General features: G+C 72.1%; 19 protein-coding genes and 3 pseudogenes. 10 read left to right on the top strand and 12 right to left on the bottom strand.

Annotation, left to right across the window (positions count from 1 at the left end; all coding sequences use genetic code 11):
- Window positions 1–29: 29 nt before the first annotated feature.
- Window positions 30–2,176, bottom strand: a pseudogene (locus ASC60_RS10495) (trypsin-like peptidase domain-containing protein).
- Window positions 2,177–2,179: 3 nt separating this feature from the next.
- Window positions 2,180–2,572, bottom strand: a complete 393-nt coding sequence (locus tag ASC60_RS10490) for a CU044_2847 family protein (protein WP_055549240.1) — start codon at window positions 2,570–2,572, stop codon at window positions 2,180–2,182.
- Window positions 2,573–2,723: 151 nt separating this feature from the next.
- On the opposite strand from ASC60_RS10490, the gene ASC60_RS10485 reads away from it, so the two are divergent.
- A complete protein-coding gene (locus ASC60_RS10485; RefSeq protein WP_055549238.1) occupies window positions 2,724–4,196 on the top strand; it encodes an AlkA N-terminal domain-containing protein in 1,473 nt (490 codons plus the stop codon).
- 49 nt (window positions 4,197–4,245) lie between these two features.
- On the top strand, window positions 4,246–4,752 hold the full coding sequence (locus ASC60_RS10480) for a methylated-DNA--[protein]-cysteine S-methyltransferase (protein ID WP_055549236.1): 507 nt from the start codon (window positions 4,246–4,248) through the stop codon (window positions 4,750–4,752).
- A gap of 71 nt (window positions 4,753–4,823) precedes the next feature.
- Here the strand turns inward: ASC60_RS10480 and ASC60_RS10475 are convergent.
- Together ASC60_RS10475 and ASC60_RS10470 are read right to left on the bottom strand one after the other, a co-directional pair.
- Window positions 4,824–5,264, bottom strand: a pseudogene (locus ASC60_RS10475) (NAD-dependent deacetylase); the annotation flags it as partial.
- A 36-nt stretch (window positions 5,265–5,300) separates the two neighbouring features.
- Window positions 5,301–6,161 carry an amidohydrolase gene (locus ASC60_RS10470; protein ID WP_055549234.1) on the bottom strand — a complete coding sequence of 287 codons (861 nt, stop codon included), beginning with the start codon at window positions 6,159–6,161 and terminating at the stop codon, window positions 5,301–5,303.
- Between the two features lie 64 nt (window positions 6,162–6,225).
- Here ASC60_RS10470 and ASC60_RS10465 point away from each other — a divergent pair, with 64 nt between their 5' ends.
- The 5 genes and pseudogenes from ASC60_RS10465 to ASC60_RS44000 form a co-directional block, all read left to right on the top strand.
- The gene (locus tag ASC60_RS10465; protein WP_079038304.1) at window positions 6,226–7,008 is read left to right on the top strand and encodes a GntR family transcriptional regulator; all 783 of its coding nucleotides are present in this window, start codon (window positions 6,226–6,228) and stop codon (window positions 7,006–7,008) included.
- Between the two features lie 43 nt (window positions 7,009–7,051).
- On the top strand, window positions 7,052–8,335 hold the full coding sequence (locus ASC60_RS10460; protein WP_055549232.1) for an MFS transporter: 1,284 nt from the start codon (window positions 7,052–7,054) through the stop codon (window positions 8,333–8,335).
- The gene (locus ASC60_RS10455; protein WP_055549230.1) at window positions 8,332–9,774 is read left to right on the top strand and encodes a GntP family permease; all 1,443 of its coding nucleotides are present in this window, start codon (window positions 8,332–8,334) and stop codon (window positions 9,772–9,774) included. The genes ASC60_RS10460 and ASC60_RS10455 overlap by 4 nt, the downstream gene beginning before the upstream one ends.
- A 76-nt stretch (window positions 9,775–9,850) precedes the next feature.
- On the top strand, window positions 9,851–10,561 hold the full coding sequence (locus ASC60_RS42735; protein WP_107097038.1) for a hypothetical protein: 711 nt from the start codon (window positions 9,851–9,853) through the stop codon (window positions 10,559–10,561).
- A gap of 163 nt (window positions 10,562–10,724) precedes the next feature.
- Window positions 10,725–11,759 (top strand): annotated as a pseudogene (locus ASC60_RS44000) (PQQ-binding-like beta-propeller repeat protein); the annotation flags it as partial.
- Between the two features lie 66 nt (window positions 11,760–11,825).
- Here the strand turns inward: ASC60_RS44000 and ASC60_RS10435 are convergent.
- Complete coding sequence (locus ASC60_RS10435) at window positions 11,826–12,893, bottom strand: ADP-ribosylglycohydrolase family protein (RefSeq protein WP_055549224.1); 1,068 nt, start codon at window positions 12,891–12,893, stop codon at window positions 11,826–11,828.
- A gap of 180 nt (window positions 12,894–13,073) precedes the next feature.
- On the opposite strand from ASC60_RS10435, the gene ASC60_RS10430 reads away from it, so the two are divergent.
- The 3 genes from ASC60_RS10430 to ASC60_RS10420 all read left to right on the top strand — a co-directional run bounded on the left by ASC60_RS10430 (window position 13,074) and on the right by ASC60_RS10420 (window position 14,925).
- The gene (locus ASC60_RS10430; protein WP_055550004.1) at window positions 13,074–14,207 is read left to right on the top strand and encodes a glycerate kinase; all 1,134 of its coding nucleotides are present in this window, start codon (window positions 13,074–13,076) and stop codon (window positions 14,205–14,207) included.
- A gap of 80 nt (window positions 14,208–14,287) precedes the next feature.
- Window positions 14,288–14,545 carry a hypothetical protein gene (locus tag ASC60_RS10425; protein WP_055549223.1) on the top strand — a complete coding sequence of 86 codons (258 nt, stop codon included), beginning with the start codon at window positions 14,288–14,290 and terminating at the stop codon, window positions 14,543–14,545.
- The gene (locus ASC60_RS10420) at window positions 14,542–14,925 is read left to right on the top strand and encodes a hypothetical protein (RefSeq protein WP_199830918.1); all 384 of its coding nucleotides are present in this window, start codon (window positions 14,542–14,544) and stop codon (window positions 14,923–14,925) included. The genes ASC60_RS10425 and ASC60_RS10420 overlap by 4 nt, the downstream gene beginning before the upstream one ends.
- 84 nt (window positions 14,926–15,009) lie before the next feature.
- Here the strand turns inward: ASC60_RS10420 and pssA are convergent, their stop codons facing one another.
- From pssA to ccrA, 7 genes are all read right to left on the bottom strand, one after another.
- Complete coding sequence (gene pssA, locus ASC60_RS10415) at window positions 15,010–15,870, bottom strand: CDP-diacylglycerol--serine O-phosphatidyltransferase (protein ID WP_199830917.1); 861 nt, start codon at window positions 15,868–15,870, stop codon at window positions 15,010–15,012.
- Complete coding sequence (locus ASC60_RS10410) at window positions 15,857–16,504, bottom strand: phosphatidylserine decarboxylase (protein ID WP_009714172.1); 648 nt, start codon at window positions 16,502–16,504, stop codon at window positions 15,857–15,859. The genes pssA and ASC60_RS10410 overlap by 14 nt, the downstream gene beginning before the upstream one ends.
- A gap of 180 nt (window positions 16,505–16,684) precedes the next feature.
- Window positions 16,685–17,887, bottom strand: coding sequence for an acyl-CoA dehydrogenase family protein (locus tag ASC60_RS10405; protein WP_055549219.1), 1,203 nt, complete (start codon window positions 17,885–17,887; stop codon window positions 16,685–16,687).
- A 1-nt stretch (window position 17,888) separates the two neighbouring features.
- Entirely contained in the window at window positions 17,889–18,395 is a 507-nt protein-coding gene (locus ASC60_RS10400; protein WP_055549999.1) for a MaoC family dehydratase, read from the bottom strand.
- Between the two features lie 5 nt (window positions 18,396–18,400).
- Window positions 18,401–19,378 (bottom strand): CoA ester lyase, encoded by a 978-nt coding sequence (locus ASC60_RS10395; protein ID WP_055549217.1) that lies wholly within the window; start codon window positions 19,376–19,378, stop codon window positions 18,401–18,403.
- Entirely contained in the window at window positions 19,375–21,393 is a 2,019-nt protein-coding gene (locus tag ASC60_RS10390) for a protein meaA (protein ID WP_055549215.1), read from the bottom strand. Before ASC60_RS10390 ends, ASC60_RS10395 begins: the two co-directional genes overlap by 4 nt.
- Entirely contained in the window at window positions 21,393–22,730 is a 1,338-nt protein-coding gene (gene ccrA / locus ASC60_RS10385) for a crotonyl-CoA carboxylase/reductase (protein WP_055549213.1), read from the bottom strand. The genes ASC60_RS10390 and ccrA overlap by 1 nt, the downstream gene beginning before the upstream one ends.
- Window positions 22,731–22,793: the final 63 nt, after the last annotated feature.

The following is a 22,793-nucleotide window of genomic DNA, read 5'->3' as shown; positions in this document are numbered from 1 at the left end:
GTGTCGCCGTCCTGTCGGTCCACGAGCCGTCACTCCGTGGGGTCCACGAGGTCCAGCCGGGGCAGCGCCCGCCCGGCGTCGGCCCAGGCCAGGACCGGCCGCCCGGGGTAGTCGGCCGGTCTCTGCAGGGTCTTGGTGCGGTATCTCCGTACCGCCTCGGGCAGTTCACGCGCCCGCGTCCCGGCCGCGTGCCGCACGGCCGGTGACCCCGGCTGCCCGCCGCGGTCCCACAGCACCACCGGAACGCCCGCCGCGAGGCACATCTGCACCACCCCCGCCCGCCGGTGCGCCGCGACGTCGACCGTGACATGGGCGGTCAGCCGCTCCATGAGCAGACCGCACACCGCTCCGGGTCGGGGGCCGTGGCGTCGTCGATGTGCACCGGCTCCTCGGAGTCCAGCCGGGCCCAGCGCTCCCGCCACTGGTCCAGCATCGCCTCGCCGTTCAGCTCCCGCAGCTCGGGGCAGTTGACGACCAGCGGATACGGCGCGCCGAGCGGGACGGGGAGCAGGGCCCCCGCCCCGGCCGGTTTCCAGGAGTCGGCGGGCACCTCCAACGCGTCCCGGTCCACGACCAGTTCGATGACGAAGCGCGGGCCCGCCGGATCCGGACGGCGCAGCGAACCGACCGCGTCCAGGATCTCCCGGGCCGCCTCCTCCGCGCTGCGCGGCCGTTCACTGTCGTCCGACACCTGGCGCAGGCCCTCCCCGTCGTCGCACCACAGCCGCAGCCGGTAGCGCTCTTCGCCGTCCGGCACCGGCGCGCTCCCGCAGGACGACAGCTTCGCCACGACCCGGGGCGGCGCGGTGCCCCGGGACGCGCCCCGGGCCCACTGCTCGGCGTCATGGCGGCGGTCCCGCAAGGCCGCCTCGTGGACGCCGAGACGGCGGGCCACGGCCGCGCTCCACCCCCACAGCTCGGCGCGCTCCGCCGCCGTCGGGCAGCAGCCCGCGGCCACGAACTCCACCGCCCGCAGCAGCGCCGGGACGGCCGGGCGGCCGTCGTCGGTCGGCGCGCTGTCGCCGTACAGGCCCTCCAGATGGGCGATCAGCGCTTCGAAGGGACCGCCGTCACCGTGGCCGTCGCCGCCGAAGCCGGCCAGCAGCGCGCCGGGCAGGGCGGCCAGCGAAAGCGCCGCCCGTACGGCCCCGGGGACACCGGCGGCCGAGGCCGGGGGCAGGGCGCGCAACCGCCGCAGCAGCCGCTCGTACTCGCCCGGTGTGAGCAGCTTCGGCAGGCCGTGACGGCGGCCCAGGGCGAGGAGGTCGTCGGCGATCGGCTCCGACGTCGGGCGCACGGCCTCGACCAGCGCCGGGAGGGCGCGCCCCCGGGTGAGCAGCAGCCGGGCGAACTCCTCGGCGCTCGGCGCGCCGTCCGCGCGGTGGTCCAGGCCGCACTGGCGGGCGACCGCGCGGCAGCACCGCACCCAGCCCTCGGACAGCGACAGCGGCCCGTCCAGCAGGGCGGTCAGCTCCCCGTAGAGCGGATGGTCGGTCACGTCCTCCTCGGCCCGGGGCAGGAGGTGGTCCACCCCGGCGTGCCGCAACTCCCGGGCCACGCGCTGCCAGGGGATGCCCCAGGCGCGCCGCAGCTCGCCCCGTACCCGCAGCTTCGCCGTCACCAGGCCGACGACGGCACTCTCCTCGTTCGACCACAGCGGGCCGCCGCTGTAGGCGGGTTCGATGTCGAGGGTGCGCTCGGCCCCGTCGAAGTATCCGAACCGCCCGTCGCATTCGCTCACTTCGGCGTCGGCGAAGACCCCGGGCTCGCCGCTGCCGTGCCAGGCGCGGACGAACTGCCGCCGGGCCATGGGGTGCCAGCGCGGCGGCTCGAACACGGACGGCAGCGCTCCGGCCAGCCGCAGTACGGCGAGGTCGCCGTTCCACTCGAAGGCGCCGAGGCCCCCGTCGTCCCGCCGGGGCGGGATCCAGGCCGTCAGCTCGGCATCGGCTTCGACGGTGTGCTCCGGTCCGTGGATCCGCACCGAGACGGTGACCGAGCCCGGGTGATCGGGGGCCAGCATGTCCTTGCCGAGCGCGCTGTTGACCACATGGGCGCAGGTCAGCAGGTGCTGGCGGGGCAGCAAGACCCCCGCCCCCGCCGGTCTTCCGTCGTCCTTGGCCAGGATGGACACGGCGGGCCGGGGAGCGGACCCGCGAGGATGGAACCAGCCCATGGATCAGCCCGCGGAGTCGGGCCGGGGCGGCTGCCGCGGCGTTTGATCCTCCGGCCGCCAGGTGGCCGAAACGGTGAGACTGGCGTTCCCGTTCGCCCCCACGATGCCGAGCTTGAGGTCCTGGCCCACCTGCACCCCGAACTGGACGGTGAACTCCTGCGGCGGCCGGGGCGCCGAGCGGACCGCGTCGTGCACGTCCTGGAGCACCGCGCCAAGACCCTGGAGGACGACGCCGAGCCCGGCGTCGGCGAGCGCGGCCGCGGCCCGCGTCGCGCGCCCCACCGGGGTCACGCCGCCCACGCCCCCGTAGGCGTCCGCGGGCGCGTCCCCCACGGGGGCGAGTTCCAGCCGTACGGACGTGCCGTCGGCCAGCGGTATCTCTCGGTGTTCCGTCACCTCTTCATCATGCCGATCACCAGGCCCCCGGTCTGCTGTTTCGTCGCAAAATCCCCCGACGGGAAGCGGCCGCGCGGGGGCGCGCCCCCGCGTCGACGTCGATGTCGGATTCCCGCGAGCCCGGCGGCGCGCGGTGGCCGATGCTGGAGCCATGTACACCGATACCGACCGGTGCCTCAGGGCCGCACGGGCCAAGGACGCCCGCTTCGACGGATGGTTCTTCATCGCCGTCGTCACCACCCGCATCTACTGCCGCCCGAGCTGCCCGGTCGTCGGTCCGAAGCCCGAGAACATGCGGTTCTACCCGAGCGCCGCGGCCGCCCAGCAGGCCGGGTTCCGGGCCTGCAAGCGGTGCCGCCCCGACGCCGTCCCCGGATCGCCGCAGTGGAACGAGCGCGCCGACCTCGTGGCCCGCGCCATGCGGCTGATCGCCGACGGCGTCGTCGACCGGGAGGGGGTGCCGGGGCTGGCCGCGCGGCTCGGCTACAGCACCCGGCAGATCGAACGCCAGCTGCTGGCCGAGCTGGGCGCCGGACCGCGCGCGCTCGCCCGCGCCCAGCGGGCGCAGACCGCGCGCCTGCTGATCGAGACCAGCGGGCTGCCGATGGCGGACATCGCGTTCGCGGCCGGTTTCGCCAGCATCCGGGCGTTCAACGAGACCGTACGGGAGGTCTTCGCGCTCTCCCCGACCGAGCTGCGGCAGCGCGCCCGGAGACAGCCCGGGCCCGCCGTGCCGGGGGCACTGACGCTGCGGCTGCCGTTCCGGGCGCCGCTGTGCCCGGACAACCTCTTCGGCCACCTCGCCGCCACCGCCGTACCCGGGGTGGAGGAGTGGCGCGACGGGGCGTACCGGCGGACCCTGCGGCTGCCGTACGGGCCCGGGGTCGTCGCCCTCGCCCCGCGCCCCGACCACATCGCCTGCCAGCTGTCCCTGGCCGACCTGCGGGACCTGTCCGGCGCGATCAGCCGCTGCCGCCGGCTGCTCGACCTGGACGCCGACCCGGCCGCCGTGGACGACCTGCTGCGCGCCGACCCCCAGCTGGAGCCGCTGGTCGACAAGGCGCCGGGGCGGCGGGTGCCGGGGTCGGCGGACGCGGAGGAGTTCGCGGTGCGCGCGGTCCTCGGGCAGCAGGTGTCCACGGCCGCCGCCCGCACCCTCGCGGCCCGGCTGGTGACCGCGCACGGCGACCCCGTCGCCGACCCGGGCGGCGGCCTCACCCACCTCTTCCCGACCGCCGGGGCCCTCGCCGGTCTCGACCCCGAGGCACTGGCCATGCCGCGCACCCGCCGCGCCACCCTCACCGGGCTGGTCGACGCGCTCGCCGAGGGGCGGGTCGCGCTCGGCGTCGGCAGCGACTGGGACGAGGCCCGGGCCGGGCTGACCGCCCTGCCCGGGCTCGGGCCCTGGACCGTCGAGGTCATCGCGATGCGCGGCCTCGGCGACCCCGACGCGTTCCTCCCCACCGACCTCGGCGTCCGCAAGGCCGCCGCCGGCCTGGGCCTCCCCGCCACCCCCGGGGCCCTCACCCGGGCCTCCGCACGCTGGCGGCCCTGGCGCGCCTACGCCGTCCAGTACCTGTGGGCCAATGACGGCGGCCACGCCATCAACCGCCTGCCCGCCTGAACCGCCCGAACCGCCCGCGCCAGGCCGCACGAACCAGGAGAATCCCCCCGTGACCCGCACCCACACCGTCGTCGACAGCCCCTACGGCCCGCTCACCCTGGTGGCCACCGGCGCCGAACTCTCCGGCCTCTACATGACCGACCAGCGCCACCGCCCGCCCGAGGAGACCTTCGGCACCCCCGCCGCCCCGGGCGACGCCCCCTTCGCCGCCACCATCCGCCAGCTCACCGCCTACTTCGCGGGCGAACTGACCGAGTTCGACCTGCCGCTCCGCCTGACCGGCACGCCCTTCCAGCGCCGCGTCTGGGACGAGCTGCGCCGCATCCCCTACGGTGAGACCTGGACGTACGGCCGGCTCGCCGACCGCATCGGACAGCCCACCGCCTCCCGCGCCGTGGGCCTGGCCAACGGCAAGAACCCGGTCGGCATCATCGTCCCCTGCCACCGCGTCGTCGGCTCCACCGGCGGGCTCACCGGCTACGGCGGCGGGCTGGACCGCAAGCGGCGGCTGCTGGCGTTCGAAGCCGGGCGGCGGCAGCTCCCGGCCCTCTTCTGAACGTTCCCCCGCACTTTCTCGCACACGTCCGACTGGCGGTGATCACCCGCCGCTGAAGCCCACCGCCGGGATCAGCCGCCCTCGGCGGCGATCCGCTCCAGCAGCGCGGGCAGCGCCGTGCCGATGGGCTCGCGGACGACCGCGTCGGCGAGCGCGTCGTACGGCGTGGGTCCGGCGTTGACGATGATCAGCCGGGCGCCGCTCTCGGCGGCCATTCCGGCGAGCGACGCCGCGGGCTGTACCTGGAGGCTGGTGCCGACCGCGAGGAAGACCTGGCAGGCCCGCGCCACCGTGACCGCCTCGGTCAGCACCTCCGGGTCCAGCCCCTGGTCGAACATCACCGTCGCCGACTTCAGGATCCCGCCGCACTCCCGGCACGCCGGGTCCGCCTCGCCCGCCGCGACCCGCTCCAGCGCCTCGTCCATCCCGGAGCGCTCCTCGCAGTGGGTGCACTGCACGACGCGCGCGGTGCCGTGCAGTTCGAGCACCTTGCGCTCGGGCGTCGCGACGAGGGGCCGGCGCGTCGTCTCGCTGCTCATGCGGCGAGCCTACGCTCGCCGTGCGGCCGCCGTGCCCGTGCGGTCACCTGCCGCGACCGGAGGTGTCCAGCCGAACAGCCGGGCCGGGTTGGCGCACAGGATCCGCTGGGTTTCCGCGGCGTTCAGCTCCGTCGTGAGCCAGGTCAGGGTGGTGCCGTAGACGCGGCCCTCCTCGTGGCGGGTCCAGGGCCAGTCGCTGCCCCACACCATGCGCTCGACGGCTCCGGTGCGCAGCAGGCTCCTCAGCATCGCCGTGGCCGCCCGCGGCGCCGAGCGGTACGGTGCGGCCGCCTTCACCCACACATGCGGTGCGGCGAGCAGACGGAAGAGCGCGCCGGAACCGGGGTAGGACAGGGACGGGAGCGCCGGCAGCCCCAGGTGGTCGATGACCACCGCGCCGGGCCAGCGCAGGAGCCAGGGTTCCAGCTCCTCCCACTGCCGCTGTCGCGCCTGCACCTCCATGTGGAGCCCGCGCGCGGCGAGTTCACGGGCCAGCCGCCGCCACGGGCCCTCGCCCAGCGGGGGCACCGGACGGCCGATCAGATTGAGGCGGATCCCGCACACGCCCGCCTCCGCGAGCCGGTCGAGTTCGTCCCCCGGCGTCCGCGGGTCGATGACGGCCACGCCGCGAAACCGTTCCGGCGCCCGGCGGAGGGCGGCCAGCAGATGGGAGTTGTCCGTGCCGAGGAAGCTCGGCTGCACCAGGACCCCGGCCGCGAGGCCATGAGCGTCCAGCAGCGAGACGTAGGCGTCCACCGTGGCGTCGTAGTCCGGGCTGTATCGCCGCTCGTCCGCCAGCGGCAGGCCGCGTGTGAAGACGTGGGCGTGGCTGTCGAAGGCGGCGGGCGGCGGCGGCTCGGTGAAGGTCACCCGCAAAAGAATAGTCCTATGAAGGACTAGACGTCAGCAGGAATCCGGACCATGCTTTCTCGCCATGCACTCCGTCCCGTCCACGCCAGACAGCTCCGGAACGCCAGAGAGCCCCGGAGCGGCCGCCCTCGCCCGGACCGACCCCCGGCTGCCGCTGCACGCCCGGCTCCGGGAGGTGATCGCCGAGCGCGTCCGCTCGGGGGAGTGGTCGCCCGATGAGCCGCTGCCCGCCGAGTCCGCCCTGGTCGCCCATTACGGGGTGTCCCTGGGAACCATGCGGCGGGTGTTCCGCGATCTCGTGGACGAGGGGCTGCTCGAGCGGCGCCAGGGGACCGGGACGTTTGTCCGGAGGGCGTCGTTGGACGCCTCCCTCTTCCGCTTCTTCCGGTTCGGGGCCGCCGGGAGCGGCTTTCCGCGGAGCCGCATCCTCTCCGCCGCCCGGCAGGTGAGCACGCGGACCATCGCGTCCGCCCTCGGCATCACCCCCGGAAGCGAGGTGCTGCACCTGCACCGGCTGCGGCTGTACGGCGAGCAGCCCGCCCTCGTCGAGGACATCTGGCTTCCGCTTCCCCTGTTCGAGCCGCTGGAGCGCATCGCCGCCGACGACCTCGGCGACCTGCTGTACCCGACGTACGAGCGCCACTGCGGCCAGATCGTCGCGGCCGCCACGGAGGAGCTGACCATCGAGGCGGCCACCGCGGCCGACGCACTGCTCCTGGGCTGCGGACGCGCCGAGCCGGTGGCCGTGGTCGAGCGCGTCGCCCGCGCCCATGACGGCAAGCCGCTGGAGTACCGGCGCTCCCGCGGCCCGGCGCACACCTTCCGCTACCGCGTCGACATCCGCTGACCCGTTTTCCGCACCGCCGAGCACCACTGAAGAGAGCCGCCGCATGTTCGCCTGGTACCGGGACACCGACACACCGCAAAAACGCGCGTTCTGGGCCGCCTTCGGCGGCTGGACGCTCGAAGCCGCCGACGCCCAGATGTTCGGGCTCGTCCTGCCGACGCTGCTGGTCACCTGGCACTTGAGCACCGGAGCCGCCGGCACGCTCGCCTCCGTCACCCTCCTCTTCACGGCCGTCGGCGGCTGGCTGGCGGGCTGGGCCTCCGACCGCTACGGGCGGGTCCGGGTGCTGCGGTGGACGATCGTCGTGTACTCCGTCGCCACCGTCCTCATCGGCTTCACCGCCGACTCCTCCCAGCTGATGGTGCTGCGCAGTGTGCAGGGCTTCGGGTTCGGCGGCGAATGGGCGGCCGGAGCCGTCCTGGTCAGCGAGTACATGGGGACCCGCCACCGCGGCCGGGCACTGGGCGCCGTACAGAGCGGGTGGGCACTGGGCTGGGGGCTGGCCCTGGCGACGTACACCGTGCTGTTCAGCCTGTTCCCGGAGGACTGGGCCTGGCGGGTCATGTTCTGGCTCGGCGCGCTCCCGGCCGTACTGGTCGTCATGATCCGGCGCAAGGTCACCGATCCGCCGCTCTACCGGCAGCGGGCCGCGCGGGGTGGGAACCGGGTCTCCCTGCTGCGGATCTTCAAGCCGGACCTGCTGCGGGTCACGCTCCTCGGCGCGCTGCTCGGCCTCGGCAGCCACGGCGGCTACTACGCGCTGACGACCTTCCTGCCGACGTATCTGCGCACCACCCACGGCCTGTCGGTGCTGAAGACCAGCGGCTATCTGGCGGCGTTCATCGCCGCCTCGTTCTTCGGATACGTCACCTCGGGCGTCCTGGCCGACCGGATCGGCCGCCGGAGGAACATCATGTTCTTCGCGGTCATGTGCCTGGCCTCGGTCGTGACCTATCTGTTCCTGCCGATCAGCGACACCCAGATGTTCTTCCTCGGCATGCCGCTCGGTTTCTTCTCCGCCGGCATCCCCGCCGGGCTCGGATCGATCTTCGCCGAGCTGTACCCGACCGCGATGCGGGGCACCGGGCAGGGCTTCTGCTACAACTTCGGCCGCATCGTCGCGGCGGCCTTCCCCGCCCTCGTCGGCTTCCTCAGCGACCGGCTCGGGATGGGCACCAGCATCGGCCTGTTCGCGGGCAGCGCCTACGGGCTCGCCGTCATCGCCGTGGCCCTCCTGCCCGAGACCTCCGACCGGGAACTCGACACTCCCGGAACCGGCGCCGACGACGCGCCCGCACCATCCCTTCCGAAAGGCACCACCGTATGACCACGCACGCCTGGTCACTGCTGCTCATCCTGACCTTGGCGATCGCAGCGCTGATCCTCCTGATCAACTCCCGCCTTCGCGTCCATCCGTTCGTCGCGCTGATCGTCGTCACGATCGGCACGGGATTGGCGGCCGGCGAACCCGCCGACAAACTCGCGGCGTCCATCGAGGAAGGCGCCGGCGGCACCCTGGGCGACGTAGGCATCACGCTGGCGCTGGGCGCCATGCTCGGCCGCCTGCTGTCCGACTCGGGCGCGACCGACGCCATCGCCCACGCCATCGTCGACCGGTCCAGCACCCGACGGCTGCCGTGGCTCGTCGCGGGCGCCGCCTTCGTCATCGGCGTGCCGATGTTCTTCGAGGTCGGCCTGATCGTGCTGCTGCCGCTGATCTTCGGCGTGGCCCGCAGGCTGGAGGCGCGGGGCGGCACGAAGGGCTCCCCGTACGTCCTGCTGGGCGTGCCCGCCATCGCGGCGCTCTCCACGCTGCACGGCATGCTGCCGCCCCACCCCGGACCGCTGACCGCCATGACCGGACTCCACGCCGATCTCGGCCTCACCCTCCTGGCCGGTGTCATCTGCGCCGTCCCCACCATCGTGCTGGCCGGTCCCGTCTACGCCCGGTGGATCGCGCCCCGGCTCGCCGAAGTCCGCCCGGACCCCGCGCTGGTGGCCCAGTTCACCGGCGCCGGACAGCTGCCCGCCCCGGCCACCGCGGACGCGGGCGGCCCCGGCGCTCAGCTCCGCCCGGAGCACGACACCCCGGCTCGCTCCCACGTGCCCACCGGCCTGGCCATGACCTCGGTCCTCATCCCCGTCGTCCTCATGCTGCTGCGCACCCTCGCCGAGACCGCTTTGGACGAATCGAGTCAGCTGCGTTCCGCGCTCGTCTTCATCGGCGAACCCCTCATCGCGATGCTCGCCGGATTCCTCTTCGCCCTGGGCCTGACCGTCATGACCGGCAGCGGCCAGGGCGAGGAGACCCGCCGCTCGATGACGGGCAGCCTCCAGTCCATCGCCTCCATCCTGCTGATCATCGGTGGTGGCGGCGCGTTCAACCAGGTCCTGAAGGATTCCGGCATCGGCGACGCCATCGCGTCGGCGGCCGGGGGAGCCCATGTGAACCTGATCGTCCTGGGCTGGCTGATCGCCCTGCTCCTGTCCCTCACCACCGGTTCGGCCACGGTCGGCATCGTCTCCGCCACCGGCATCATCGCCCCGCTGATCGGCACCGGCGGCGGACTCGAGGCGTCCCTCCTCGTGATCGCCATCGGTTCGGGCTCGCTGGGCCTGAACTACGTCAACCACGCCGGATTCTGGCTGGTCAAGGAGTCGTTCGGCATGAATCTGACGCAGGCGGCGAAGACGCAGACCGTGGTGCAGACGCTGGTGAGCGTGCTCGGCCTCGGCATGGCGCTCCTCCTGTCCGCCTTCGCCTGACACCTCGCCGGTTCAACCGGACCGATAGAGTCCGCTGCGAACACCAGGTCAACGTGGCACACGGGGGAATACGGGAATGAGCCAATACCTGTGGCTGAGCGGTCAGACCCTGAGCAAGGACGAACAACCGCCGAACGACGGGCGGGTCACCCGGACGATACGCGTCTCCGACTCGGCCCCCGCGCCGGACCGCGCCGTCCGTCCCCTGGCCTTCCCCGAGCGCCGCGACCCGCCCGGCGGCGACCTGAAGGCGTACCGCGCCGCCCGCAAGGACGGCACCCGCGCCTTCACCCTCTGGGCCGACCACTACCGGCAGCAGGTGTTCGCGCACGTGGGCACCAAGTCGGCGGTCAAGGGCGGCCCGGCCACGTACGAGGTGCTGGGCGCCGCCGGTGAATCCCTCGCCCTCATCACCCGCGAACCGGCCATGCGGGGCGGTCGGGTCCGCACCCGCTGGACCGTCCGGCAGGCGGGCGCACAGCCCGCGGTCGGGCTGAAGGGGCGGCCCTTCTGGTGGTTCATGTGGTGGCTGATCTCGCCGCTCCAGCTGGCCATCGCGATCGGCAGCGTCATCGGTGGCAGCGGTGACGTCGCCCGCCCGCCGCGCCGCACCAAGTGGCGAGTCGACCGCCGGATCGTCCTGGACTTCCACAGCGGCCCCGGCAGCGCCTTCGAGCTGGACGTGCTCGCGGACTGGTGGGACCCCCGCGTCACCGCCGCCCTCGTCGCCCTCCTCGGCAGCCACGAGGGCTGGATGGGCAACGCCTGGGATCTGGCGACGGACTGACGGACTGACGGGCGCCGTGGCCTCCTGGCCTCCTCGCCGCCGGCCACCGGCGAGGGCACGACGCCGTTCCTCGTGATGGAACTGCTCCGGGGCGAGGGCCTGGACGCCGTTGTCCGGCGCGGACCGGTCGGCGAGGAGGAGGTGGCGCAGTGGGGGGGCGCAGGTGTGTGACGCCCTGAGTGAGGCGCATGCCGCTCGGATCCTCCACCGCGACACCAAGCCCGCGAATCTGTTCGTCGCGGCCTCGGGCATCCTGAAGGTGCTCGACTTCGGGATCGCCCGCGCCGCCGACCCCTCGGCTACCGGCGACCGGCTGACCCACACCGGGTTCATGGTGGGCACGGCCGCGTACATGGCGCCGGAGCAGGCACGCGGGCGCCCCGAGCAGCGCAGCGACCTGTACTCCCTCGGGTGCGTGCTGTTCGAACTGCTCACCGGACGGCTGCCGTTCGACGCCCCGGACACCCTCGGGTATGTCACGGCGCACCTTCACGATCCGCCTCCCGCGCCGAGCAGCCTCGTGCCCGGCGTCTCCGCCTGGGTCCCGGCCGGCGACCTGATCCTCTGCGGCGGCGGAAAGGCGGTCCTCGGAAGGACGGGCAAGGTGCTGTGGACACGCTCCGGCTTCCAGCCGCGGGGCGACCTCGCGCAGCCCCCGGGCGAGGGCCTGCTCTGCTACGAGGACGGCAGGACAGTCCCCGTCGACCTCGTCTGCCGCGCGGCGGACACCGGTGAGGTGATGTGGCGGAGCCCGTTCCGGAACACCGAACCGGACACCTCCACCACCGGGGCCTTCCAGCCGCTCGACGAGTTGGTGTCGGGCACCACGGTGTTCCTTCCGCCGGCCGAGGGGTCCCGCCGGAAACCGACCGCGCTGAACGGGCTCACCGGCGAGCAGACCTGGACCTACGGCCGTACGTACCAGGAGGTGGACCTGGAGGACCAGGCGACGACGAGCGTGGCGGGCGGGTTCGTCCTGACCACCGGATCGGGACCGGTGTGCCTGGCCGCCGACGACGGCACGAGGCGGTGGCGCGCCGACCCCCGGAGGGTGCGGACCACGGGCACATACGCCCTGCTCTCCAAGACGGAGCGGGCACGGGTGTTCCGGCGCTGGACCAGCGTGCGGAGCGTCGGAGCGGAGCACGGCCGCACGCTCTGGACGGGCCAGTTCGACAGCACGACCGTGAGCGAGCCTGCCGCGAGCGGCGACTCGATCGTGATTCTCGACGGCAGCGGCACACTGTGGGCGGTGCGCGTAGGACTACCGCAGCGCCAGGCGGTGGGTGCGGGCCGCGAGGTCGCTGATGCGGGCGGCGTCGAAGCCGTAGACGGCGCTGCGGATCCGGTCCTGAAGCGGCTCCGTCCACTGCGGCGGGATGGCGGCCGCGCCGCACAGCACGCCCGCGACGGATCCGGCGGTGGCGCCGTTGGAGTCGGTGTCCAGGCCGCCGCGCACGGTCAGGGCGATCGTCGTGGTGAAGTCCCCCGCGCCGTACAGGAGCCCGGCGGTGAGGACGGCGGCGTTCGGGACGGTGTGGATCCAGGGCAGGCCGCTGGTCTCGCGCTCCAGCTGCTCCAGCGCGTCCTCCCAGGCCACGCCCGCGTCGTACAGGGACGCGGCGCGGCGCACGGTACGGGCCAGGCGGCAGCGCGGCGGGACGCGGCCGAGGGCGGCCTCGACCGCCGTGCGCGGGCCGTCGGCCGAGAAGGCGGCGGCGATCAGCGCGGCCGCCCACATCGCCCCGTACACCCCGTTGCCGGTGTGCGACAGTACGGCGTCGCGGCGGGCCATGGCGGCGGCGCGGGGCGGATTGCCGGGGTTGACCCAGCCGTGGATGTCGGCGCGGATCAGGGCGCCGATCCACTCCTGGTAGGGGTTGTCGACGGTGGCGGTGAGCGGGGGCCGTACCCCGGCCGCGAGATTGCGGTACGCGGCCCGCTCGGCGGTGAAGGTCTGGAGGTACGGCAGCCGCAGCAGCCACATCTCGCCCACCTGCTCGGTGGTGAACCCGAAGCCGTGGGTCTCCAGGAGGTGCAGGCCCAGGACGGTGTAGTCGATGTCGTCGTCCCGGCAGCTGCCGTGGATCCGGCCGCGGACGCACTCCTGCCACTCGGGGCGCAGCTCGAACTCCACCGGGTCCGGTGGCGGCTCCAGCGCGGGCAGGTAGTCGGTGAGCGGGAGGGCGTCGGCGCGGCGCAGATAGCGGTCGATGCGGTCGCGGGTCCACTGGTCGCCGCGCTCGATGGGCTTGCCCAGCATGTTCCCGGCGACGCGGCCGAGCCAGCCGCCGAGGATCCGGTCCGCGAGTGCGCTGCCGCTGTGGCCCATGTGTCAGATGTACCCGGATGATGAGGGTGTACCGGGTGGCCGTTCCAGCGGATAGGGTCGGGGCGGCTTCGACTGCCTGAGCGAACAGCAAGGGGTACCAGGGTGACGGACGCTGCGAAGGCCGAGGCGGAGGCAGAGGTGAAGACGTGGGCGCAGGGGCAGGCGACGCCCCCGACGCGGGTGCTGATCGCCGCCGACAAGTTCAAGGGCTCGCTCACGGCCGTCGAGGTCGCCGAACGCGTGACGGCGGGGCTGCGGCGCGGCTGGTCCGGCGGGGCCGATCAGCTCCGTATCGACGCGCTGCCGGTCGCCGACGGCGGTGACGGCACGGTGGACGCGGCGGTCGCGGCCGGGTTCGAGCGGCGCGAGGCGCGGGTGACCGGGCCGCTCGGCGCCCCGGTCACGGCGGCGTACGCGCTGCGCGACGGCACGGCCGTGGTGGAGATGGCCGAGGCGTCCGGGCTGCGGCACCTCCCGGACGGGGTCTTCGCGCCGCTCACCGCCACCACGTACGGCAGCGGTGAGCTGCTGCGGGCGGCGCTCGACGCGGGTGCCCGCACGATCGTCTTCGGCGTCGGCGGCAGCGCCACGACCGATGGCGGCGCCGGAATGCTGAGCGCGCTCGGCGCGCGCTTCCTGCGGGGCGACGGCACGCCCGTCGCGCCGGGCGGCGGCCCGCTGGGCGAACTGGCCACGGCGGATCTCTCCGGCCTCGACCCGCGTCTGGCGGCGACGGAGCTGGTGCTGGCCAGCGATGTCGACAATCCGCTGACCGGCCCGAAGGGCGCGGCGGCGGTCTACGGCCCGCAGAAGGGCGCGAGCGAGGCCGATGTGGCGGCCCTGGACTCCGCCCTCACGCAGTACGTACGGGTCCTGGAGCGCACCGTGGGGGCCCGCGCCGCCGAGTACGCGGCCGCGCCGGGCGCGGGCGCCGCGGGCGGCATCGGCTTCGGCGCGCTGCTGGGCCTCGACGCGGCGTTCCGCCCCGGGATCGACGTCATGCTGGACGTCCTGGGCTTCGCCGCCGCGCTGGAGGGCGCCGACCTGGTGATCACGGGGGAGGGCTCGCTGGACGAGCAGACCCTGCACGGCAAGGCCCCGGCGGGGGTCGCGGCGGCGGCGCGGGCGCGCGGCATCGACGTGGTCGCGGTCTGCGGCCGCCTCGCCCTCTCCCCGGCGGCCCTGGGCGGCGCCGGTATCCGCCGCGCGTACCCCCTGACCGACCTGGAGCCGGACGCGGCCCGCTGCATCGCGGAAGCGGGCCCGCTGCTGGAGCGGGCCGCGGAGCGTCTGGCGAGGGACTTCCTGTCCTGAGGTCCGCCCCTTCCGCTCAGCCAGGGTACGGGTGCGGGTGCGTACCCGTACCCTGCGTCGAGTAGGGAAGGAGCCTCACCATGGCCGATGCCACCATCCGTATCCCGAAAGAGGCGCGAGATCGGCTTGCCGAGATAGCGGCTTCGGAGGGGCTCTCCCTACGCGCCTATCTGGCGCGCCTGGCCGACACCGTGCTGACCCCCGCCGAGCGTGCCGAGCGCGCCGAGCGGGCTCGCGCCGTTCTGCGGGAGTGGAACGGTTACGACCCCAGCGAGGCCGACGTGGCCGACTTGGACGCTGAGCTGGATCGGCGTCTGGCGGAGGCGACTCCCCGGTGACCGATGCTCTGCACGTCGTGCTGGACGACACGGCCATGGTGGCCGCCGGGCGTGGCAGCATCCTGCTCTCCCGCCTGATCCACCGAGCTCACGCCGAACCGGGCTGGTTCCTCTACGCCCCGGCCTGTGCCCTCGTCGAGGCCGATCGGGCCCGCCCCGGGACGGCTGAGCACATGGCCGCCTTGCCCGGCCTCACGGTCCTCGACTTGGACCTTCCAGCCGTACTCGCGGTAGCGGGCGATACCGCCGGATGGGCGATCGCCCACACCGCCTACGTGGCCCAACCGACTCCTGAGCGCCCCGACGGCGCGAGGGTCGCGACGGCCGCGGCGGACGAGTGGAAGGGGCGGCCGGTGCGCGTCCTCGACGTGGGGCCGTAGTTTCGGTCGCAACCCGGAAAACGCCGTGGGGCCCGAGCGAGAAGCCCGGGCCCCACGGCGTTTTTCCGACCGCTGCGACAGCCGCTACGGCAGCTGCGCCGCCCTCGCCTCGCGGCGGTTGTCGCGGAAGGCGTTGACGCGGCGGGCGGTGGCGAAGAGGGGGATCACCGCGCCCATGACGACCTGCAGGGCGCACGCCGACTGCAGGAGCAGCTCGCCGCCGGGGGCCTGGAAGGCCCAGGCGGACAGCAGCGCCATGCTGGTGACGATCCAGCCGAGCATGGCCACGGCGAGGCGGCCGCGCGGCTTGGGGTACTCGACGCGGCTCACCATGAGCCAGGCGATGCCGATGATCGCCAGCAGGGTCGGCACGAAGGGCAGGCCCAGCAGGACGACCGAGACGACCGTGAGCGCCCCGAAGGGGCTCGGCATGCCCTGGAAGACGCCGTCGCGCAGCGTGACGCAGGAGAATCTGGCCAGCCGGAGCACGACCGCGAGGAGCACCACGATGGCGCCCACCACCGAGACCCGCTGGTAGGCGTCGTCGGCGACCATGCCCCAGACGAGGACGAAGTACGCCGGGGCGAGCCCGAAGCTGACCAGGTCGGAGAGGTTGTCCAGCTCCGCGCCCATGGCCGAGCTGCGCAGCTTCCGTGCGACGAGCCCGTCGAAGAGGTCGAAGACGGACGCCAGCAGCATCAGCATGACCGCGGAGGCGGCGCTGTGACGGGTCATGCCGCCGTCCTCGCTGCCCGTGAGGTGCGGGATGAGGACGCCGGTGGTGGTGAAGTAGACCGCCAGGAAGCCACAGGTGGCGTTGCCGAGGGTCAGGGTGTCCGCTATCGACAGCCGGGTCGACAGGGGCATGTCGTCCGTCTCGTCGGCGGCGTCCATGTCGGCCTCGGGGACCCAGGCGGCCTGGGTGTCGGGATCAATCACGGTCAAGGCGAGTCACCCCCGCGGTGGTGGCCTGGCCGACCTCGACCGCGACATCGACGCCCTCGGGGAGGTACACGTCCACGCGCGAGCCGAAGCGGATGAGACCGATCCGCTCACCCTGTTCGACCTTGGTGCCCTGCGGCACGTACGGAACGATACGCCGGGCGACCGCCCCGGCGATCTGGACCATCTCGATGTCGCCCAGCTCGGTGTCGAAGTGCCAGACGACCCGCTCGTTGTTCTCGCTTTCCTTGTTGAACGCGGGAACGAAGCCGCCCGGGATGTGCTCCACGGAGGTCACGGTGCCGGCCAGCGGAGCCCGGTTCACATGGACGTTGAGCGGGCTCATGAAGATCGCGACGCGGGTGCGCCCGTCCTTCCACGGCATGATGCTCTGCACCACGCCGTCGGCCGGGGAGATGACGCGGCCCTGAGTGATCTCTCTCTCGGGGTCGCGGAAGAACCACAGCATGCCCGCCGCGAGCGCGGTGGCGGGCACGGCTACTGCCGCCCAGCGTCCGGAGCGACGGGCGCGGGTGAGGCTGACCGCCGCCGTGGCGACGGTCGGGAGGAGCCACGGCGACGCTCCGCGCGCGAGGCGGACGCGGCCGCGTTGTGCAGAGGATTGGCTGTGGGGCATGGATGACCTTCGTAGCGGAGGATGCCGCGACGCAAGACTGGGGACGGCGGCTTTCCCGGGATGGTATCGGTTGCGAGCGGTAACTGGGCAAGCGCCAGGGCCTGTCGGTGGCTTGTCAGTGGCCGAAGACCCATGGCGCGGTGTGACCTTCTTCTCGTGGATACCGCCCCAAAAGGGACATCAGCCGTGGGTTCGGTAATCCTCCAGCAGTCGTCGTCCAATAATCATTTTCTGAATCTCGGCGGTACCTTCGCCGATGAGGAGCATCGGTGCCTCACGGTAGAGGCGCTCGATCTCGTATTCCTTGGAGAAGCCGTACCCGCCGTGGATGCGGAAGGCGTCCTCCACGACCTCTTTGCAGTACTCGGACGCCAGGTACTTCGCCATTCCCGCTTCGAGGTCGTTGCGCGCGCCCGCGTCCTTCTTGCGGGCCGCATTGACCATCATCGCATGAGCCGCCTCGACCTTTGTTCCCATTTCGGCCAGTTTGAACTGGATGGCTTGATGCTGGGCGATCGGCTTGCCGAAGGTGTGCCGCTGCTGTGCGTACGCAACGCCCAGCTCGAATGCGCGCTGTGCCACGCCACAGCCCCGCGCGGCCACATTGACCCGGCCGACCTCCACTCCGTCCATCATTTGGTAAAAACCGCGGTTGGTCTCTCCGCCGAGTACCCGATCGGCCGGAATGCGCAGTCCGTCCATGATGAGCTCGGTGGTGTCGACCCCCTTGTAGCCCATCTTCTCGATCTTGCCGGGAATGGTCAGCCCGGGCCGGACCTCGCCGAAGCCCGGCTCCTTCTCGACCAGGAAGGTCGTCATGGACTTGTGCGGAGGAACACCCTCCCGCGGTTCGCCGGTCCGGCACAGGACCGCCACCAGCGTGGAGGTGCCGCCGTTGGTCAGCCACATCTTCTGGCCGGTCAGCACGTACTCGTCGCCGTCCGGCACCGCCTTGCTGGTGATCGCCGACACATCGGAGCCGAGTGCCGGCTCCGACATCGAGAAGGCGCCGCGGATCTCCCCGAGCGCCATCTTGGGCAGGAAATAGTCTTTCTGCTCCTGGGTGCCGTGCTGCTTCAGCATGTACGCCACGATGAAGTGCGTGTTGATGATGCCGGAGACGCTCATCCAGCCGCGGGCGATCTCCTCCACGCACAGTGCGTAGGTGAGCAGTGACTCACCGAGTCCGCCGTATTCCTCCGGGATCATCAGCCCGAAGAGGCCCAGCTCCTTCAGGCCCTCGACGATCCGGGTCGGATATTCGTCGCGGTGCTCCAGTTCGGTGGCGACCGGCAGGATCTCCTTGTCGACAAACTCCCTGACCGTGGCGAGGATCTCCCGCTGGATGTCGGTCAGTCCCTCGGTCTGCGCCAGACGGCCCATATCACTGCCCTCCCAGCTCCGGGCGGCCCGGCTGTTCGCCGCCCCGCTCCTTGATGTACGCGGCGGTCGGCACCATCACCTTCCGCCGGAAGACGCACACGAGGGTGCCGTCCTGCTTGTAGCCCTTCGTCTCCACGTGCACGATTCCCCGGTCGGATTTGGACTTCGACGGCGTCTTGTCCAGCACCTCGGTCTCGCCGTAGAGAGTGTCGCCGTGGAAGGTCGGCGCGACATGCTTCAGTGACTCGATCTCCAGGTTGGCGATGGCCTTTCCGGAGACGTCCGGCACCGACATCCCGAGCAGCAGGGAGTAGATGTAGTTACCGACCACCACGTTCTTGCCGAAATCGGTCGTCTTCTCGGCATAGTTGCTGTCCATGTGCAGCGGGTGATGATTCATGGTGAGCAGACAGAAGAGATGGTCGTCGTACTCGGTGACCGTCTTTCCCGGCCAGTGCCGGTAGACGTCGCCCACCGTGAACTCTTCGTAAGTGCGGCCGAACTGCATCGTGCTCACGCCTCCGGGGGCTCGAAGGAGGACGTACGGGCCATCCCGGCCGCACGGCCCTTGCCCGCGATGACCAGCGCCATCTTGCGGCTGGCCTCGTCGATCATCTCGTCGCCCAGCATGGCCGAGCCCTTCTTGCCGCCCGCCTCGGACGTGCAGTACTCGTACGCGTCGAGGATCAGCTCGGCGTGGTCGTAGTCCTCCTGCGACGGTGAGAAGACCTCGTTCGCCGCCTCCACCTGGCCCGGGTGCAGCACCCACTTCCCGTCGAAGCCGAGCGCCGCCGCGCGCCCGGCCACCTCGCGGAAGCCGTCCACGTTTTTGATCTGGAGGTAGGGGCCGTCGATGGCCTGGAGGTCGTTGGCGCGCGCGGCCATCAGGATCTTCATCAGGATGTAGTGGTAGGCGTCCGCCGGGTAGCCGGGCGGCTGCTCGCCCACGACCAGCGACTTCATGTTGATGGACGCCATGAAGTCGGCCGGGCCGAAGATGATCGTCTCCACCCGCGGGGAAGCCTGCGCGATCTCGTTGACGTTGTTCAGGCCCCGCGCGTTCTCGATCTGCGCCTCGATGCCGATCCGCCCGACCTCGAAGCCCATCGTCTTCTCGATCTGGGTCAGCAGCAGGTCCAGCGCCACCACCGCTTGAGCGTCCTGCACCTTCGGCAGCATGACGCAGTCGAGGTTCGGCCCCGCGCCCTCGACGACGGTGACGACGTCGCGGTACGTCCACTCGGTCGTCCAGTCGTTGACGCGCACGACCCGCGTCTTGCCGGTCCAGTCGCCCTCGTTGAGGAACTTCACGATCGTGTGCCGCGCCTCGGGCTTGGCCAGCGGGGCGCAGGCGTCCTCCAGGTCCAGGAAGACCTGGTCGGCGGCAAGCCCCTGCGCCTTCTCCAGGAAGCGCGGATTGGACCCGGGTACGGCCAGGCAGGAGCGGCGCGGACGCAGCCGGTTGGGCGCGGAGCCGTCGGGGGCGGTCATGCGGGAACCTCCAGTGCGGGAAGCGTGTTCGCGGAACGGATCTCGTCGACGATACGGCCGATGATCTCCGTGATACCGAAGTCCTTGGGGGTGAAGACGGCGGCGACACCCGCCGAGCGCAGCGCGGCGGCGTCCGCGGCCGGGATGATGCCGCCGACGATGACGGGAATGTCCCGCGCCCCGGCCCGCCGCAGCCGCTCCAGGACGTCGGGCACCAGCTCGGCGTGCGAACCGGAGAGGATCGACAGGCCGACGCAGTGCACGTCCTCGGCGACGGCCGCCGTGACGATCTGCTCCGGGGTGAGCCGGATGCCCTGGTAGATCACCTCGAACCCGGCGTCCCTGGCCCGTACGGCGATCTGCTCGGCGCCGTTGCTGTGCCCGTCCAGGCCGGGCTTGCCGACCAGCAGCCGCAGCCGCCCGCCGCCCAGCTCGGCCGCGGTCTTCCCGACCTTCTCGCGTACGGCGGCGAGCCGGCTGCCCGCCTCCGCGGTGACGGCCACGGGCGCCCCGCCGACCCCGGTGGGGGCCCGGAACTCGCCGAAGACCTCGCGCAGGGCCCAGGCCCACTCGCCGGTGGTGACCCCGGCGCGGGCGCACTCCACCGTCGCGGCCATCAGGTTGTCGGTGCCCATGGCGGCCTTGCGGAGCGCCGAGAGCGCGCTCTCGGCGCGGTGCGCGTCGCGCTGCTCACGCCAGGTGTGCAGGGCGGAGGCCACTCGGGCCTCGTTCGCCGGGTCCACCGTCATGATCGCGGTGTCCAGGTCGGCGGTGAGCGGATTGGGCTCGGTGGACTCGTAGCAGTTGACGCCGACGATCCTCTCCTCACCCGCCTCGATCCGGGCCCGCCGGGCGGCGTGCGAGGCGACCAGCCGCGCCTTGAGATAGCCGGACTCGACGGCGGCCATCGCCCCGCCCATCTCCTGGATGCGCTCGATCTCGGCCTCCGCCTCCCCGGTCAGCTCGGCGACCTTGGCCTCGATGACGCGGCTGCCCGCGAAGATGTCGTCGTACTCCAGCAGATCGCTCTCCTGCGCCAGCACCTGCTGGATGCGCAGCGACCACTGCTGGTCCCAGGGCCGGGGCAGGCCCAGCGCCTCGTTCCAGGCGGGCAGCTGGACGGCGCGGGCGCGGGCGTCCTTGGAGAGGGTGACGGCGAGCATCTCCAGCACGATGCGCTGGACGTTGTTCTCCGGCTGGGCCTCGGTGAGCCCGAGCGAGTTGACCTGGACGCCGTAGCGGAAGCGGCGGTGTTTGGGGTTCTCGATGCCGTAGCGCTCCCGGGTGATCCGGTCCCAGATGCGGCCGAAGGCGCGCATCTTGCACATCTCCTCGATGAACCGGACACCCGCGTTCACGAAGAAGGAGATCCGGGCCACCACATCGCCCTTGCGCTCCTCGGGCACCTGCCCGGAGTCGAAGACCGCGTCCAGGACGGCGATCGCCGTCGACATGGCGTACGCGATCTCCTGCACCGGAGTGGCCCCGGCCTCCTGCAGGTGGTAGCTGCAGATGTTGATCGGGTTCCACTTGGGGATGTGGTGGACCGTGTACGCGATCATGTCGGTGGTCAGCCGCAGGCTCGGCCCCGGCGGGAAGACATGCGTCCCGCGCGACAGGTACTCCTTGACGATGTCGTTCTGCGTCGTCCCCTGGAGCTTCGCCGGATCGGCGCCGTGCTCCTCCGCGACCACCTGGTACAGCGCCAGCAGCCACATGGCGGTGGCGTTGATGGTCATGGAGGTGTTCATCTGCTCCAGCGGGATGTCCTGGAACAGCCGCCGCATGTCACCCAGATGGGAGACCGGGACCCCGACCCGGCCCACCTCGCCGCGGGCGAGGATGTGGTCGGGGTCGTAGCCGGTCTGGGTGGGCAGGTCGAAGGCGACCGAAAGACCGGTCTGGCCCTTGGCCAGGTTGCGCCGGTACAGCTCGTTGGACGCCTCGGCGGTGGAGTGCCCGGCGTAGGTCCGCATGAGCCACGGGCGGTCCTTGGGGCGGGGTTCGCCACCCATCAGACGTCCCTGAAGCGGTTGATGGCCTCGATGTGCTGGTCGCGCATCGCCTGGTCGCGCACGCCCATGCCCTCCTCGGGGGCCAGGCACAGCACGCCGACCTTGCCCTGGTGGAGGTTGCGGTGGACGTCGTACGCGGCCTGGCCGGTCTCGTCCATGCGGTACGTCCTGGACAGCGTCGGGTGGATCTTGCCCTTGGCGATGAGGCGGTTGGCCTCCCACGCCTCGCGGTAGTTGGCGAAGTGGGAGCCGACGATCCGCTTCAGCGACATCCACAGGTAGCGGTTGTCGTACTCGTGGGTGTAGCCGGAGGTCGAGGCGCAGGTGACGATCGTGCCGCCCTTGCGGGTGACGTACACGCTCGCGCCGAAGGTCTCCCGGCCCGGGTGCTCGAAGACGATGTCCACGTCCTCGCCGCCGGTCAGTTCGCGGATCTTACTTCCGAACCGCTTCCACTCGCGCTGGTCCTGGGTGCGCTCGTCCTTCCAGAAGCGGTAGTCCTCGGCGGTGCGGTCGATGATCGCCTGGGCGCCCATCTTCCGGCAGATCTCGGCCTTCTGGGGGGAGGAGACGACGCAGATGGGGTTCGCCCCGCCGGCCAGCGCGAACTGGGTGGCGTAGGAGCCGAGTCCGCCGCTCGCGCCCCAGATCAGGACGTTGTCGCCCTGCTTCATCCCGGCGCCGTTGCGGGAGACGAGCTGCCGGTACGCGGTCGAGTTGACCAGGCCCGGCGCGGCCGCCTCCTCCCAGCTCAGATGCTTCGGCTTGGGCATGAGCTGGTTGGACTTGACGAGGGCGATCTCGGCGAGCCCGCCGAAGTTGGTCTCGAAGCCCCAGATGCGCTGCTCCGGGTCGAGCATGGTGTCGTTGTGGCCGTCGGCGCTCTCCAGCTCGACCGACAGGCAGTGCGCGACGACCTCGGCGCCCGGCTGCCAGGCGTTCACGCCGGGGCCGGTGCGCAGCACGACGCCCGCGAGGTCGGAGCCGATGATGTGGTACGGCAGGTCGTGCCGCTTGGTGAGCGGGGAGAGCTTGCCGTACCGCTCCAGGAAGCCGAAGGTGGGCAGCGGCTCGAAGATGGAGGTCCACACGGAGTTGTAGTTGACCGAGCTGGCCATGACGGCGATCAGGGCCTCACCGGGGCCGAGTTCGGGCACCGGGACCTCGTCCACGTGCAGCGACTTACGGGGGTCCTTCTCCTTGGTGGTGAGGCCGGCGAACATCTCGGCCTCGTCCTTGCGCACGGTCACCGCGCGGTACGACTCGGGGACGCGCAGGGCGGCGAAGTCCTGGGGGCTGGTGTCCGACGCCAGGATCGCGTCAAGTATCTCGTTCATCGGTGCCTCCGGCGAAGCGTCCGGGAGGGGACGCCTGAGGGAACGCTGGGCTCGTGACGGGGG

Source organism: Streptomyces sp. NBRC 110028 (assembly GCF_001417735.1).
Lineage (GTDB): Bacteria > Actinomycetota > Actinomycetes > Streptomycetales > Streptomycetaceae > Streptomyces.
Note: the sequence above shows the minus strand (reverse complement) of the source record. Positions and strands in the feature narration are given on the sequence as shown.

Bases quoted from the DNA above. Each gene is read 5' to 3' on its own strand.
- ASC60_RS10410 (WP_009714172.1), bottom strand. From the start codon at position 16,504: ATGCCCCACAGCCAATCCTCTGCACAACGCGGCCGCGTCCGCCTCGCG.
- ASC60_RS10435 (WP_055549224.1), bottom strand. From the start codon at position 12,893: ATGGGCCACAGCGGCAGCGCACTCGCGGACCGGATCCTCGGCGGCTGG.
- ASC60_RS42735 (WP_107097038.1), top strand. From the start codon at position 9,851: ATGAGCCAATACCTGTGGCTGAGCGGTCAGACCCTGAGCAAGGACGAA.
- ASC60_RS10395 (WP_055549217.1), bottom strand. From the start codon at position 19,378: ATGACCGCCCCCGACGGCTCCGCGCCCAACCGGCTGCGTCCGCGCCGC.
- ASC60_RS10460 (WP_055549232.1), top strand. From the start codon at position 7,052: ATGTTCGCCTGGTACCGGGACACCGACACACCGCAAAAACGCGCGTTC.
- ASC60_RS10405 (WP_055549219.1), bottom strand. From the start codon at position 17,887: ATGGGCCGTCTGGCGCAGACCGAGGGACTGACCGACATCCAGCGGGAG.
- ASC60_RS10465 (WP_079038304.1), top strand. From the start codon at position 6,226: ATGCACTCCGTCCCGTCCACGCCAGACAGCTCCGGAACGCCAGAGAGC.
- ASC60_RS10400 (WP_055549999.1), bottom strand. From the start codon at position 18,395: ATGCAGTTCGGCCGCACTTACGAAGAGTTCACGGTGGGCGACGTCTAC.
- ASC60_RS10455 (WP_055549230.1), top strand. From the start codon at position 8,332: ATGACCACGCACGCCTGGTCACTGCTGCTCATCCTGACCTTGGCGATC.
- ccrA (WP_055549213.1), bottom strand. From the start codon at position 22,730: ATGAACGAGATACTTGACGCGATCCTGGCGTCGGACACCAGCCCCCAG.
- ASC60_RS10485 (WP_055549238.1), top strand. From the start codon at position 2,724: ATGTACACCGATACCGACCGGTGCCTCAGGGCCGCACGGGCCAAGGAC.
- ASC60_RS10425 (WP_055549223.1), top strand. From the start codon at position 14,288: ATGGCCGATGCCACCATCCGTATCCCGAAAGAGGCGCGAGATCGGCTT.
- ASC60_RS10390 (WP_055549215.1), bottom strand. From the start codon at position 21,393: ATGGGTGGCGAACCCCGCCCCAAGGACCGCCCGTGGCTCATGCGGACC.